Here is a 14,862-nt window from a genome sequence, read left to right on the forward strand (position 1 = left end):
TCTGATAATTTCACAGCAATTCATCACCACAGACCAGGAGACACCCATGAATGACATGACCGAGCAAAAAGCCGCCGCAGCGGCCATTCCCACCGGCCCGCAAAAGATGACGCCTTCCGAAGCGTTCGTGGAAACCCTGGCCGCCAATGGCGTGACCGACATGTTCGGCATCATGGGCTCGGCCTTCATGGACCCGATGGATATCTTTGCGCCCGCCGGCATCCGTTTGATTCCCGTCGTGCACGAGCAGGGCGCCGGCCACATGGCCGACGGCTATGCCCGCGTCTCGGGCCGCCACGGCGTGGTCATCGGCCAGAACGGCCCCGGCATCAGCAATTGCGTCACCGCCATCGCCGCCGCCTACTGGGCGCATACCCCGGTCGTGATCATCACGCCTGAGACCGGCACGATGAGCATGGGCCTGGGCGGCTTCCAGGAAGCGAACCAGTTGCCGATGTTCGAAGAATTTACGAAGTATCAAGGCCACGTCACCCATCCAGCCCGCATGGCCGAATTTACGGGCCGCTGCTTCGACCGTGCCATGTCGGAAATGGGACCGACGCAATTGAATATTCCGCGCGACTATTTCTATGGCGAAATCAAGGCGGAAATCCCCAAACCGAACCGCCTGGACCGTGGCGCCGGCGGCGAGCAAAGCCTCAACGATGCGGCCGAGTTGCTGGCGAAAGCCAAGTTCCCCGTGATCATTTCGGGCGGCGGCGTCGTCATGGGCGAAGCGATCGACGAGTGCAAGGCGCTGGCCGAGCGCCTCGGCGCGCCCGTCGTCAACAGCTACCTGCATAACGACTCCTTCCCCGCCAGCCATCCGCTGTGGTGCGGCCCGCTCGGTTACCAGGGTTCGAAAGCGGCCATGAAACTGATCGCCCAGGCCGACGTCGTCGTGGCCCTCGGTTCGCGCCTGGGACCGTTCGGTACCTTGCCGCAGCACGGCATGGATTACTGGCCGAAAAACGCCAAGATCATCCAGATCGATGCGGACAACAAGATGCTGGGCCTGGTGAAAAAGATTTCGGTGGGCATCTGCGGCGACGCCAAGGCAGCCGCGAAAGCCATCCTGGCGCGCCTGGATGGCAAGACGCTCGATTGCGATGCCACGCGCGACGAGCGCTATGCCACCGTGCAAGCGGAAAAGACCGCGTGGGAAGAGGAATTGACGAACTGGACCCATGAAAAAGATGCGTTCAGCCTGGACATGATCGAAGAGCAAAAGAAAGAACCGGGCAGCTATCTGCACCCGCGCCAGGTCTTGCGCGAGCTGGAAAAAGCCATGCCGGAAGACGTGATGGTGTCGACCGACATCGGCAACATCAACTCGGTGGCAAACAGCTACTTGCGCTTTGAAAAACCGCGCAGCTTCTTTGCGGCGATGAGCTTTGGCAACTGCGGCTATGCGTTTCCGACCATCATCGGCGCGAAAGTGGCCGCACCACACCGTCCTGCCGTGTCGTATGCGGGCGACGGCGCCTGGGGCATGAGCCTGATGGAAACGATGACCTGCGTGCGCCACAACATTCCCGTGACGGCCGTGGTGTTCCACAACCGCCAGTGGGGCGCGGAAAAGAAAAACCAGGTGGATTTCTACAACCGCCGCTTCGTGGCCGGTGAACTCGACAACCAGAGCTTCGCGGAAATCGCGCGGGCCATGGGCGCCGAAGGCATCACGGTCGACAAGCTGGAAGATGTGGGTCCCGCGCTGAAAAAGGCCATAGCCATGCAGATGAATGAAGGCAAGACCACCATCATCGAAATCATGTGCACGCGCGAACTGGGCGACCCGTTCCGCCGCGATGCGCTGAGCAAACCGATCCGTCACCTGGACAAGTACAAAGACTACGTATAAGTCAGCCAGCCTGTGAGGGTGGGCTGTGACCAAATTCTCACAGATTGTCACGAAAACATCATAATTTCATTAAAGAATACAAGGCGTCCCGTTTTTTGGATTATTTGATTTGACAAGGCCATGCTTAAGGCTTAAATTCAATAAAAGACAAAAAACGGAACGTAGCGTATCAAAAACGATTTACGGAGACAACCATGAACCACCCTGTACCGCACACCGACGCCGTTACTACTGATTTCCTGCAAGCGTACGGCGATGCCTGGAACCGCCACGATATCGAGGCCCTGATGGGCGCCATGGCCGACGACTGCGAATTCCACGCCGTGGCCGGTCCTGACTTGCTGGGCAAGAGTTTTATTGGCCGCGACGCCGTGCGCGCCGGTTTCGAGCTGGCCTGGCAAACCTTCCCCGATGCCGCCTGGCACAACCCCGTGCATTTTGTCAGCGGCGAGCGCGGCGTGACGGAGTCGACCTTTGCTGGCACCAAGGCGGACGGCACGCGCATCGAAGCGCGCATGGTCGACATCTTCACTTTCCGCGACGGCAAGATCGCCGTGAAGAATGCCTTCCGCAAGGATCGCCCACCCGTAGCTACCGCCAACAAAGCCGCCTAAGCCAGCACGTTCACCAGGAATGACCATGAACAAACCTGTCGACACCCCGCCTGGCGTAATGGGCAGCAACAGCACCGCCGCCCGCACGCCCTACGATCCCGCCTTCGATCCTCTGGTGGCCCAGCGTCCCGGCCACGGCAATGCCTACGCGCCCACCTACTGGATCGGCACGGCCGGCGAACCGCCTGCCGACGACGGCCCCATCACGCATGACATCGACGTCGACGTGGCCATCATCGGTTCCGGCTTCACTGGCCTGAGCTGCGCCATCTTCCTGGCCCAGGAACACGGCATCAAGGCCACCGTGCTGGAAGCGAACCGTGTCAGCTGGGGCTGCAGCACGCGCAACGGCGGCCAGGCCCAATGCACGACGGGTCGCCTGAAGCGCTCGCAGTGGATAGACCGCTATGGGCTGGACACGGCCCTGAAACTGCACGCGGAAGTGTGCGACGCGATGGAAACGTTCAAGAAGATCACGGCCGACATCGATTGCGACCCGCAGCCGGGCGGCCACCTGTATATCGCTCACAAGGCGAAAGCCATGCCTGCGCTGGAAAAAGAAGCCAAGGTGATGCGCGAGATCTTCCAGTACGACGCCCGCATCCTCGACGCCGACACCGTCAAGCGCGAATTTGTCGATGACAAGGAAGCGGCCGGCGCGCTGCACGAGCCGGAAGGCATCGGCATCCATGCGGGCAAGCTGGCTTTCGGCTACCTGCGCAAGGCGCGCGCGCTGGGCGCCAAGGTACATCCATCGAGTCCCGTGATGGGCTGGGAAACGCGCAACGGCGTGCATTATCTGCAAACGCCGGGCGGCGTGGTGCGTGCCCGATCCGTGGCCGTGGCCACGGGCGGCTACACCTCGCCCCATCTGCATCCGCAAGTGAAGAACCGCCTGCTGCCGATTTTGTCGAACTCGCTTGTCACGCGTCCATTGACCCCGGCGGAAATCGAGGCGTGCAACTTCCGCACCCATCAGGTGATCACGGATACGCGCATCCTGCGCCACTACTACCGCTTGATGCCGGATAAGCGCGTGCAGATCGGCAGCCGCAGCGCCATCACGGGCGCCGACGCACCGGAAGACAAATACAAACAGTCTTTGATCAACGATCTGCACCGCAAGTTCCCCGCGCTGACGGGCATCGCCATCGATTACTCGTGGTGGGGCTGGGTCGACGTCAGCCACGACATGATGCCGCGCATCGTGCAACCGGACCCCAAGCAATCGATTTTTTATTCACTCGGTTACGGCGGCAACGGCGTCATGTACTCGGCGCAGGCGGGGCGGCGCATGGCCGAGCGCATCGCCGGCAAGGCCAGCGACACGGGCTTGCCGATCTTCAATTCGCAACTGCCGTATCCCAACATGATGGAACTGGTCGAGTCACAAGCGTTCGCGCCGTTCCGCCGCCTGGGCCAGCGCTTCCTGTACCGCTGGTATCACTTGAAGGATGAAGTTTTCTAAAAGCAGCACTGTAGTTCAAGTCGCCGCATGAGCTGGCATCAGACCGGCCAGCGGCGCCATCCGCAAGGATGTTACTGCCCGCACGTTCACACATAACAATAAATCTTGGAGTGAGACATGAACACAATTACGAGCAAAACCCCGAGCAAAAACGCGGTTTTTTCAACGATGCGCCGCGCCGTCCTCGGCACCCTGGTGCTGGGCGTTACCCTGGCCTTCAGCGCTACGGCTTTTGCGCAAAGCAAGGAAGTGACCATAGCCTACCAGGAAATCAACGGTCCCTTCCTGGTGGCGATTGCCAGCGGCGAAGTCGAGAAAACCACCGGTTATAAAATCAACTGGCGCAAGTTCGACTCGGGCGCCAAGGTGGCCACCGGCATGGCGTCCGGCGACGTGCAGATCGGCGTCATCGGGTCCAGCCCCCTGACGGCGGCCGTCAGCCGCGGCGTCGACCTGCAGCTGTTCTGGATCATCGACGACATCAATGAAGCCGAAGCGATGGTGGCCCGCAATGGCGCCGGCATCACCAAGCCCACCGACTTGCGCGGCAAGAAGATCGCCGTGCCTTTCGTTTCCACCACGCACTTCCACACCATGTTCGCGCTGGAAACGTGGGGCATCAAGCCCACGGAAGTGAAATTGCTGAACATGCAGCCGAACCAGATCGCCGCCGCCTGGGAGCGGGGCGATATCGATGCCGCCTTCGTTTGGGACCCGGCCTTGAGCAAACTCAAGCAAAACGGCAAGGTGCTGGTGACTTCCGGTGAACTGAGCAAGAAGGGCAAGGCCACGTTTGATGGCATGGCCGTCGAGCGCGCCTGGGGCGAAGCGAACGCGGACTTTATGGCCAAGTTCGTCAAGGTGATGGCCGCTGCCGACGCCGACTACCGCGCCAATCCCAAGGCCTGGACCGTCGATTCGCCGCAAGTGAAAGCCAACGTCAAGCATTCGGGTGCGGCCGCCAAGGACGTGGCCGCTTCCGTGGCCCTGTACGCCTATCCTTCCTTGCAGGAGCAGGCGTCGCCGGCCTGGCTCGGTGGCGGCGCGAAGGGCGGCGTGGCGCAAGCCTTGCTGGCCACGGCGCAATTTTTAAAGGGCGAAGGCAAGATCGACACCCTGGCAAGCGATTACGCCAAGTATGTGACACCCAGGTATGCACAGGCCGCTGGCCTGCTGAAGTAAACGTTGTGCGATGGCGCGCCTACGGGCGCGCTGACTGAACAGATGCGTTGAACTGAAGTACTACCTATGCGGGGACATCATGGAAAATCTGTACGTCAAGGATGTCAGCGTGATTTATCCGGGCAAGACGGCCGGTGAACGCGTACATGCCTTAAATAATATCAACCTGACCATCAATAGCGGCGACTTCGTCGTCGCGCTGGGCGCCTCTGGTTGCGGCAAGACAACCTTGCTGAGCCTGATGGCGGGCTTTATTGCCCCGTCCAAGGGCGAAATCATGCTCGGCGACAATAAAGTGGAAGGGCCGGGCGCCGACCGTGGCGTGGTGTTCCAGAAACATGCCTTACTGCCGTGGCTAAACGTGATGGAAAACGTGGAATTCGGCTTGAAGCTGCAAGGCGTGCCGAAAGCCGTGCGGCGCGAACAGGCGGCCAAGAATCTGGCGCTGGTCGGCTTGAAGGACTTTCACGACAATATGATTTATCAATTGTCGGGCGGCATGCAGCAAAGGGTCGGCATTGCCCGTGCCCTGACCAGCAATCCCGCCATGCTGCTGATGGATGAACCGATGGCGGCGCTCGATGCGCTGACCCGCGAAACCATCCAGGAATTGCTGCTCGATATCTGGGCCAAGTCCAGCACCATGTTCTTCTTCATTACCCACAGCGTCGACGAGGCGCTGTTCCTGGCGAACCGGCTGATCGTCATGTCGCCCCGTCCGGGCCGCATCACGCACACGTATGAACTCGATTTCAACAAGCGCTTCCTCGAGTGCCGCGATGCGCGCGCCGTGAAATCGAGCCCTGACTTCATCAAGATGCGCGAAACGGTGCTCAACATCATTTATGGCGACGAGCGCGCAATGAACCAAGAGCGCGCAGTCAATAAAGAGCTGGAGGTGTCCCATGCATAGCCCATCCATCGTGGGATTTCCTCCCACCACCGCCAAGCGCGCCGGCTTTTTTGCGCGCCTGTTCGCTCCCCGCTGCGCCATGCCCGGCGAAGCGTTCGGCGCGCCGGGACAGGGCAATTCCAGCCGCATCGCCACGGTCACCGTCATCGCCGTGCTCTTGCTGTGGTTAGCCGTGACGGCCAGCGGCATGGTCAAACCGCTGTTCCTGCCGTCGCCGCAAGCCGTGTACGAGAAATTCATCATGGCGGCCACGACCGGTTTCGGCGGCGCCACCCTGTGGGAACACACGGTGGCCAGCCTGGTGCGCGTGTTCGGCGCCTTTGGCCTGGCCTGCCTGTTGGCCATTCCCATCGGCGTGATGATGGGCGTCAATCGCGTGGCACGCGGCATCTTCGATCCCTTGATCGAGTTCTACCGCCCGTTGCCGCCGCTCGCTTACTTGCCACTGGTCATCATCTGGTTCGGCATCGGCGAATTTTCGAAGGTCTACCTGATCTTCCTGGCCATCTTCGCGCCGATGGCGATTGCCGCCCGCGCCGGCGTCAGCTCGGTGTCGCTGGAGCAAATCCACGCGGCCTATTCGATGGGCGCCACGCGCTTCCAGGTGATTGTGCACGTGATTCTGCGCGCCGCGATTCCGGAAATCCTCACCGGCATGCGCATCGGCATCGGCGTGGGCTGGACCACCCTGGTGGCTGGCGAAATGGTGGCGGCCACGCGCGGCCTCGGCTACATGGTGCTGAGCGCCTCCGAGTTCCTGGCCAGCGATGTGGTGATCATGGGCATCATCGTGATCGGCTTCTTTGCTTTCCTGTTTGATTTGATGATGCGCTACCTCGAACGTACCCTCGTGCCATGGAAGGGCAAGGTGTAAGACGTTCCCGGGAGTGGCGCCGGTGCCACAAGTGTTGCCGCCGCTCCTCTTTTTAACCGCCATACCCCGTACGTATCCTCCAGCGCGCTTGCCCCATGGCCGCCGCGCCGGGCCGCTGCATTTCCAGATTGACTTATGGCTTGCAGCCAACCAGACTGATTTGATGATGTATCGATGCTGCTTGACGGTGTTGCCCAAATAAAACAAAGCCGTGCGGCAGAAACCCGCCGCAGCAGGCCAGGGCGCACCGAGCTTCAGAGATTTTCAGGAGACAAAACATGATTAGCGAATCGCATAACAGTACCGGCTTGCAGCACTCGCTGAAGCAACGCCACATGAGCATGATCGCCATTGGCGGCGTGATCGGCGCCGGCCTCTTTGTCGGCAGCGGCGTCATCGCCAAGGCCGCCGGCCCGGCAGCCATCCTTTCCTTCTTGCTCACGGGCGGCCTGGTCGTTCTGATCATGCGCATGCTGGGCGAGCTGGCTTCATCCCTGCCCGTGGTCGGCTCCTTTTACGAATATGCGCGCCTGGCTTTCGACGACAAGCCGAAAGTATCGAAATTCCTCGGCTTCATGAGCGGCTGGATGTACTGGTATTTCTGGGTTGTCGTCGTGGCGCTGGAAGCCATCGCCGGCGCCAAGCTGGTCAACTTCTGGCTGCCCGACGTGCCGTCGTGGTCGATCAGCCTGGTGCTGCTCGTGTCCATGACCGTGCTCAACCTGTTCTCCGTCAAGGCCTTCGGTGAATTCGAATTCTGGTTCGCCTCGATCAAGGTGGTCGCCATCGTCGTTTTCCTGTTTGTCGGTGCCCTGTTCATCACGGGCAGCTTGCCCAACAGCATCCCGACCCTGGGTTTCTTGACCAGCAACGGCGGCTTCATGCCGCACGGCTGGGGACCGGTACTGAGTGGCGCCGTCGCCGCCACGGCCTTTTATTCGGGCGCTGAAATCGTCACCATCGCGGCCGCCGAAACCTCGGACCCGGCCAAGGCCATTGCCCGCGCCACCAATTCCGTCATCACGCGCGTGCTGATGTTTTATGTGGGTTCCATGTTTGTCGTCGTCTGCATCGTGCCCTGGGATTCGCCGGCCATCGCCACGCCTTTCGTCAGCGCCTTGACCGTCATGAACATTCCGTACGCGGCCCACATCATGAACGCCATCATCCTGACGGCCGTGCTGTCGGCCTTGAATTCCAGCCTGTACGCCTCGTCGCGCATGATTTTTGCCCTGACGCGCCGCGGCGATGCCCCCACGGGCCTGGTCAAGTTGAGCAAGAACGGCGTGCCCATTCGCGCCATTTTGTTCAGCACCTTGTTCGCCTATTTCGCCATTGCCGTCTCGTATGTGTCGGCCGACCTGGTGTTCCCCTTCATCGTCAATTCCTACGGCATCCTGATCCTGTTTGTGTACTTGCTGATTGCGATATCTCAATTGCGCCTGCGCCGCCGCCTGGAATGTGAATGTCCGGAACGCATCAAGGTGCGCATGTGGCTGTTCCCCTACCTGACGTATTTCACCATCATCGCCATGCTGGTGATCCTGGGCGCCATGAGCGTGTCGTCCGATACGGAACAGCGTGTGTCGTTCTGGTTCGGCCTGTTGAGCGTGGTCATCATGAGCGTCATGTACTACATCAAGAAGCTGGTCAACGATGACCGCAACGGCGGTGAAGCGGCCGACACCAAAGTGGAGCTCAAACATGTCTGACACGATCTTCTTGCCCGCCGGTCGGCGCTGAGCGCCTCCATCACTTTGCCGGTTGAAAATGGCGAGCGCGAACTGGTGGCCTTTCCGCAAAAGCGCCCGCTGATCCTGCTGACCAGCGGAGCACGGGCTAGCGCATTCCCGACGCCGGCTCCGGTTTCATCGAGCCAGGCGCGCCTGTGGGCAAGACGACGCCCATCAGCCGCCTCAACGTGCGCTCCTTCATTGCCAGCGTGCAAGATGGCGCGCAGGTAAAAGCGGGGCGCGACCAGCGCTTGCGCGGCATCGCCTTCGACAGCGGCCATGGCATCAGCGAAGTGACCGTGTCGTTTGACGGTGGGACAAGGGCAAAGACGGTGTCGCTGCCGTGGTAGCCAACATCCGCAGCGGCGGCGTCGGCAAATAAGCGCCCGTGCCCATGCCTCGGTTCAGCCAGCTCAGTGTCGCTGATGCGGCAACCCCGTAATACCACTTGCCACCGCGAGCCCTGTGCGGTATTGCCCGCTGCCATGCTGCAGCGGTCTTTTTTTTACTTCCCTCATTCGCCGCCGCATCGCTTGACTATGCAGTGATCGCCAACACTGGTATTGTTAAAAACACCACTATATAAAACCACTTGACTACCAATTTTTAGCGTCGCATTCTCTGTGCAGAAAGCCGACGCTTCGCTGTGCTTTCTTTACGTACAACATAAAAAGCTACTTCGATAGTTTTCGTATAACGTTCAGGAGACAATGTGAAGACACGGCAATCAAGCCGGCTGGCTACGCCATTCATGGCTGGCCTGCTGGGCAGCGCGCTGCTCGCTTGCGGCGGCAATTCCACCACCGAACCCCCATCGACCCTGCTGGCCGCGACCACCGCAAGCGACAGTTGCGCGGCTTGGAGCGCCAGCGCCGTCTACACGGCAGGGCAGTGCGCCGTCTACGACGGCAAGGTCTACCGCGCCAAATGGTGGGTGCAGGGTACGGCGCCGAACCATGACCAGTGGGGACCGTGGAGCCTGGATACCACCACACCGACCCCAACGCCGACCCCCACGCCGACCCCAACACCGACCCCGACCCCAACGCCCACGCCCGGCATTCCCACCAAGGCCCAGGCCGAGGCGAACGAGGCGGCGCTGACGAACAATGATTTCTTCCGCAAGGTCAAGGCCTCGATCCGAACCCTGGGCAATACGGCCGTCGAGGCCGTGCAGCCTGGCCTGGCCAGCAATCCGCTCAACGTCAAGCGCGTCGAGCGCCTGTTGCCGGCGGCGAAGTGGGATTACTATTTTGCCGCGCGCGACGCCAGCTACACCTACCAGCGCTTCCTGCAAGCCGTGGCCAAGTTCCCCGCCGTGTGCGATGACTATGGCGATGGGCGCAATGCGGATGCCATCTGCCGCCACAGCCTGGCGACCATGTTTGCCCACTTCGGGCAAGAGACGGGCGACCATAACGCCAGCAGCCCGCTGCCGCAATGGCGCCAGGGCTTGAAGTATTTGCGCGAGCTGGGCTGCGACGAGACGGGCGCTGGCTGCGGCTATAACATCGAATGCGCCGACCCCGTCTTCAACAAGGTGTGGACGTGCGGCAAGAACGCCGATGGCAGCTTCAAGAAGTATTTCGGCCGCGGCGCCAAGCAACTGTCGTACAACTACAACTACGGTCCCTTCTCGCAAGCCATGCATGACGGCGACCAGTCCGTGCTGCTGAAGAATCCGGACCTGGTGGCATCGACCTGGCTGAACCTGGCGTCGGCCACGTTTTTCTTTGTCTATCCGCAACCGCCGAAACCGTCGATGTTGCATGTGCTCGACGGCACTTGGGTACCGAACGCGGCCGATACGACGGCCGGCGCGGGCAATAATTTTGCCACCACCATCATGATCATCAATGCCGAATGCGGGCAGGGCACGGAAAAACAGGCCGCGCAAAACCGCATCGATTACTACAAGCAATTTGCCGCCGACATGGGCTGGGATTATTCCGCCGAACAATTGTCGTGCGCCAATATGCAACGCTTCACCCCGGCCAGTTCCGCTTCCTACAACATCTATTGGGAAAAGAACTGGAGCGCCGGTGGCGACAATCAATGCCAGCTGGTCAGCTATCAAACCCCGTACAGTGCTTTGCAGGCGGGGAACTACGTGAAATGCGTGGAAGCCAACTGGAATGTGAAGTTGCAGTAGCAGTCAATGCAGGACTAGCCGGCCAGGGATAACAGTTGACAAGAGCCCCTCGAGGGGCCTGCAACAAGCTCACAATGTACAAGCTGTATAACCATAATGGAGACAGACACCACATGAAATCGAATGCATTATTGATGGCCTTGCTCAGCGGCGTGCTCGTCGCTTGCGGCGGCGGCCAGGAAGGCACGACCGCCACCCCAAACACCTTGCTCGCTGCCGTCGAGGCGTGCGCCGTCTGGGATGCCGCCACCGTCTACACGGGCGGCCAGTGCGTGCTTTACCAGGGCGTCACCTACAAGGCCAAATGGTGGACGCAGGGCAATGTCCCCAGCGCCACCGACCAATGGGGCCCGTGGGCCGTGACGGATACCCCGACACCGACCCCAACGCCGACGCCGACGCCGACGCCAACGCCGACCCCGACACCAACACCAACGCCAACGCCCACGCCAACGGCCTGCCGTCCCGACGGCTTGATCTCGGCCGTGCCGAATGTGCCGTATTGCAAGGTGTATGACGCGAATGGCCGCGAAGTGCTGGGCAATGGCTTGAACCGGCGCATCGTCGGCTATTTCGCCAGCTGGCGCACGGGTGTCGATGGCAGTCCCACTTACCTGGTGAACAACTTGCCGTGGGATAAGATCACGCACCTGAACTATGCGTTTGCTTCCGTTGACCCGGCCACGTCAAAAATCGCCATCGGCAGCGGTGCGGCTAATCCTGACACAGGCCTCACGTGGCCGAACGTGCCGGCCGCCGCCATGGACCCGTCCCTGCCGTACAAGGGCCACTTCAACTTGCTGGCGCAATACAAGAAGAAGTATCCGGGCGTGAAACTGATGATTTCCGTGGGCGGCTGGGCCGGCAGCGGCGGCTTCTACACGGCCACGACGAATGCGGACGGCAGCATCAACACGGCCGGCATCAATACCCTGGCCGATTCCATGGTGGCGTTCGTGCGCCAGTACAACTTCTTCGATGGCGTCGATGTCGATTACGAACACCCGACCACCAACAATGAAGCGGGCAATCCGAACGACTTCGCCGTCTCGAAACCACGGCTGGCGGGCTTGATGACGAGCTACAACGTGCTGCTGAAAGTGCTGCGCCAGAAGCTCGACGAAGCGGCCGTGCAAGACAATAAATACTATCTGCTGACCATCGCCGGTTCCGCCTCGGGCTGGGTCTTGCGTGGCGAGGAAAACATGTCCGGGTTGAAATACCTCGATTACGCCAGCCTGATGAGTTACGACTTGCACGGTGCGTGGAACCAGTATGTGGGGCCGAACGCGGCGCTGTTTGACGACGGCAACGATGGCGAGCTGCGGGCCGGCAATGCTTACCAGTATCAGAACATCGGCTACCTGAATACGGACTGGGCCTATCGCTACTACCGTGGTGCCATGCAGGCGGGACGCATCAATATCGGCGTGCCGTTCTACACGCGGGGCTGGAAGGATGTGACGGGCGGCACCAACGGCTTGTGGGGCACGACGCCACTGATCAGCTCTACCGTCACCTGTGCCGGCACCAAGACGTGCGGCACGGGCGCCACCGGCATCGACAACGTGTGGTTCGACCTCGATTCGCAAGGCAAGCCCACGCCAGGCGGCGGCAACCCCATCTGGCATGCGCTGAACTTGCAGAACGGTATCGTGCCAAGCTACCTGGACGCGTATAAAGTCACGGACAAGACCCTGGTAGGCAGCTATGTGCCGTACTACAGCAGCACCATGGTGGCGCCGTGGCTGTGGAATGCGACCAAAAAAGTGTTCATTTCGACGGAAACCACGCAATCGATCGCGGCCAAGGCACAGTACATCGTCAACAACAATATCGGCGGCGTGATGATCTGGGAAATGGCGGGCGACTATGCCTGGGATGCCACGCGCAATGGCGGCAAGGGCGAGTACTTCATGGGCACTACCCTGACGGACGTGCTGTACCAGGCCTTCCGCACGGCTGGTGTGTACGGCAACAAGCGCGCCGAAATCGCCATGCCAGGCACGGCGGCCAACGTCAGCATCAGCCTTGGTGGCTGGAAGCTGGGTGACAATAACTTCCCCATCAATCCCGTGATGACGGTGAAGAACAACACGGCGTCGACCTTGCCGGGCGGCACCGTGGTGGAGTTCGACTATCCCGTCTCGGCGCCATCGGACATGAGTGACCAGTCGGGCTTCGGCTTGACGGTGATCAATGCCGGCTACACGGGGCCGAACAATATCGGCGGCTTCACGAAGAATTACAACCGTGCCCGCTTTGCGATTCCCGCCTGGCAATCGCTGGCGCCGGGTGGCTCCGTGGCGCTGACCCTGAACTACCGCTTGCCGATCTCGGGGCCGGCCAACTATACGGTCACCGTGGGCGGCACCAAGTATGCATTGACGCAAGAGTACCCGGAATTGCCGGTGGCCTTGCCGTAAGGGATGACGCGTTAGTGTCAACAGCGAAGGGCGGAACCGCGGTTCCGCCCTTTTTAGTTTTTACCGCTGATCCCGTTTAAAACCAGGTTTCAACCTGGAATCCATACGATGTGCCGCTGGTATTGTTGTTGTAGATCGGGCCGCCGTTGTTCGACGCGTTGACCGAGGCGGTGGCCGCATCGTTCCATTTGCCGTAGGTCACAAAAGCGCGCAGTTCAGGACGCGACCACAGGCCGGGACCGGCGGAGATCGTCGGTGCGATGGTCAGCTTGGTCAAGCGCTTGGCCGGCAGGCCGCCCGCTTGCGTCACGCGGTCCGTGCCCAGTTCGCCCACCAGCTTGAAGTTGTCGGTGAATGCGTACACAGGACGCACGCCGACCGAGGTCCAGGTCGACGAACCTTTGGCATTCGACTCGTCTTTTTGCCACAGGGCGACGAATTCCATGCCGAAGTTGGCCATCGGCTGGATCGCCATGTCATTGAAGATGCGCGTGCGTTTCACGTCCGAACCGAAATTGGTGTCGCCCGAAGCGCCGAACTGGCCGTTGCCCGCGCCGCCGACACCAGGGCCGACGCCGTATTGCACGCCGAAGGTGTTGCCGCCGCCAAACACTTTACCTTGGCGGTGGAAGGCCGACAGCTGCCAGCCGTTATTGCGCTTGCCAGTGGCGAGGTCATCCTTGCCTTCGCCGATGATGTAGGTCGCGGCCAGGTCCAGGGTGCCGTTTTCATTGACGGGAATCTCGCCAAAGATGAAATTCTGGCGCACGGCCGATTTGGTGTTGACGCCGCCGGTCGGCAACACGGTCTTGACGTCGTTGTCCTTGAAGAAGGCATACGAGAATTTACCCGGGCCGGCAGGAATGCGGTCCAGGCCGGCGCCCGTGCCGTTCATGTTGATGTATTGCAGATCCAGCATGTGGATGTCAGGACGGTAGTAGAAGCGTTTACCGATCCAGGCCGTGCCGCCGTTCAGGAAATCGAGTCCCTGCGCTTCGACATAGGCCTTGACGATGCCCAGTTTGTTGTCGCCGAAATCCGAATTTGGCGCGTAGGCGTTGACCCAGATGGTGGCCAGGTAGTTCACGCCGCCGGACTTGGCGACGGACTTGGTGTAGCCGAATTCCGTGTAGGCGTCGCACTCATTGCCCAGACGGTATTTCATGGTATTGCCACCCAGGCCGAAGCAGCCTTGCGAACCGCCGCCGCCCGAAGTATTGCTGCCGGCGCCGGCGCGCAGGTAGCCGTGGAAGCCTTCGGCATCGCCTGGGTACATGGGGTCGGCAAGGGCGGACGCGCTGGCGATGGCCAGGAGCAGGGCAGGTAAGGTTTTCAATGCAGTGCGATTCATGCGGTCTCCAGAAAGATGTAGGTGGTAGCGGCGGCGCCCCGGAGGACGGCCATCGCATACGGTCTAATGCCGAAAACCAAGTCTAGCAGCGCTTTTTTAAGCACCCTGATACAAAACGAACAAGTAGCGATACTTTCTTTCAAAGTGTTGTTTTTACTCAATATCGATACTCTGGTGCATAGAGGGACTGCAAAAGAGTATTGAATTGCGGTTTTGGAGTATCAGAAAGTATCAAAGTCCGGTGATACATTGTGGTCGTGGTGCTAAGTACCTGAGCATTGCCAACGA

At 60.5% G+C, this 14,862-nt stretch carries 11 protein-coding genes; 10 read left to right on the top strand and 1 reads right to left on the bottom strand.

Going from position 1 to position 14,862, the window contains the following annotated elements:
- The first annotated feature begins 55 nt into the window (after positions 1-55).
- The 10 genes from xsc (at position 56) to ACQ4W7_RS12955 (ending at position 13,223) form a co-directional block, all read left to right on the top strand.
- The gene (gene xsc / locus ACQ4W7_RS12910) at positions 56-1,861 is read left to right on the top strand and encodes a sulfoacetaldehyde acetyltransferase (RefSeq protein ID WP_436531023.1); all 1,806 of its coding nucleotides are present in this window, start codon (positions 56-58) and stop codon (positions 1,859-1,861) included.
- A 194-nt stretch (positions 1,862-2,055) separates the two neighbouring features.
- Positions 2,056-2,475, top strand: a complete 420-nt coding sequence (locus tag ACQ4W7_RS12915; protein WP_436530918.1) for a nuclear transport factor 2 family protein — start codon at positions 2,056-2,058, stop codon at positions 2,473-2,475.
- A gap of 58 nt (positions 2,476-2,533) precedes the next feature.
- Positions 2,534-3,943, top strand: a complete 1,410-nt coding sequence (locus ACQ4W7_RS12920) for an NAD(P)/FAD-dependent oxidoreductase (RefSeq protein ID WP_426072550.1) — start codon at positions 2,534-2,536, stop codon at positions 3,941-3,943.
- A gap of 117 nt (positions 3,944-4,060) precedes the next feature.
- Entirely contained in the window at positions 4,061-5,125 is a 1,065-nt protein-coding gene (gene tauA, locus ACQ4W7_RS12925) for a taurine ABC transporter substrate-binding protein (protein ID WP_426072361.1), read from the top strand.
- A 79-nt stretch (positions 5,126-5,204) separates the two neighbouring features.
- Positions 5,205-6,038: a taurine ABC transporter ATP-binding protein gene (locus tag ACQ4W7_RS12930; protein WP_436530920.1), complete on the top strand. Its 834-nt coding sequence runs from the start codon at positions 5,205-5,207 to the stop codon at positions 6,036-6,038.
- A 79-nt stretch (positions 6,039-6,117) separates the two neighbouring features.
- The gene (locus tag ACQ4W7_RS12935) at positions 6,118-6,912 is read left to right on the top strand and encodes an ABC transporter permease subunit (protein WP_426072549.1); all 795 of its coding nucleotides are present in this window, start codon (positions 6,118-6,120) and stop codon (positions 6,910-6,912) included.
- A gap of 278 nt (positions 6,913-7,190) precedes the next feature.
- The gene (locus ACQ4W7_RS12940) at positions 7,191-8,624 is read left to right on the top strand and encodes an amino acid permease (RefSeq protein WP_436530923.1); all 1,434 of its coding nucleotides are present in this window, start codon (positions 7,191-7,193) and stop codon (positions 8,622-8,624) included.
- Positions 8,625-8,800: 176 nt separating this feature from the next.
- The gene (locus ACQ4W7_RS12945) at positions 8,801-8,995 is read left to right on the top strand and encodes a hypothetical protein (RefSeq protein ID WP_436530925.1); all 195 of its coding nucleotides are present in this window, start codon (positions 8,801-8,803) and stop codon (positions 8,993-8,995) included.
- Positions 8,996-9,357: 362 nt separating this feature from the next.
- Positions 9,358-10,797: a glycoside hydrolase family 19 protein gene (locus ACQ4W7_RS12950; RefSeq protein WP_436530926.1), complete on the top strand. Its 1,440-nt coding sequence runs from the start codon at positions 9,358-9,360 to the stop codon at positions 10,795-10,797.
- 113 nt (positions 10,798-10,910) lie between these two features.
- Entirely contained in the window at positions 10,911-13,223 is a 2,313-nt protein-coding gene (locus ACQ4W7_RS12955) for a chitinase C-terminal domain-containing protein (RefSeq protein WP_436530928.1), read from the top strand.
- Between the two features lie 76 nt (positions 13,224-13,299).
- Here the strand turns inward: ACQ4W7_RS12955 and ACQ4W7_RS12960 are convergent, their stop codons facing one another.
- A complete protein-coding gene (locus ACQ4W7_RS12960) occupies positions 13,300-14,574 on the bottom strand; it encodes a maltoporin (RefSeq protein ID WP_436530930.1) in 1,275 nt (424 codons plus the stop codon).
- Positions 14,575-14,862 lie beyond the last annotated feature (288 nt).

The organism is Janthinobacterium algoris (assembly GCF_051380935.1).
Taxonomy (GTDB): Bacteria; Pseudomonadota; Gammaproteobacteria; order Burkholderiales; family Burkholderiaceae_D; genus Janthinobacterium.

What these genes read in the sequence shown, in the direction of transcription:
- ACQ4W7_RS12920 (WP_426072550.1), top strand. Translation starts at nt 2,534, where the DNA reads ATGGGCAGCAACAGCACCGCCGCCCGCACGCCCTACGATCCCGCCTTC.
- ACQ4W7_RS12940 (WP_436530923.1), top strand. Translation starts at nt 7,191, where the DNA reads ATGATTAGCGAATCGCATAACAGTACCGGCTTGCAGCACTCGCTGAAG.
- tauA (WP_426072361.1), top strand. Translation starts at nt 4,061, where the DNA reads ATGAACACAATTACGAGCAAAACCCCGAGCAAAAACGCGGTTTTTTCA.
- ACQ4W7_RS12955 (WP_436530928.1), top strand. Translation starts at nt 10,911, where the DNA reads ATGAAATCGAATGCATTATTGATGGCCTTGCTCAGCGGCGTGCTCGTC.
- ACQ4W7_RS12960 (WP_436530930.1), bottom strand. Translation starts at nt 14,574, where the DNA reads ATGAATCGCACTGCATTGAAAACCTTACCTGCCCTGCTCCTGGCCATC.
- ACQ4W7_RS12935 (WP_426072549.1), top strand. Translation starts at nt 6,118, where the DNA reads ATGCCCGGCGAAGCGTTCGGCGCGCCGGGACAGGGCAATTCCAGCCGC.
- ACQ4W7_RS12930 (WP_436530920.1), top strand. Translation starts at nt 5,205, where the DNA reads ATGGAAAATCTGTACGTCAAGGATGTCAGCGTGATTTATCCGGGCAAG.
- xsc (WP_436531023.1), top strand. Translation starts at nt 56, where the DNA reads ATGACCGAGCAAAAAGCCGCCGCAGCGGCCATTCCCACCGGCCCGCAA.
- ACQ4W7_RS12915 (WP_436530918.1), top strand. Translation starts at nt 2,056, where the DNA reads ATGAACCACCCTGTACCGCACACCGACGCCGTTACTACTGATTTCCTG.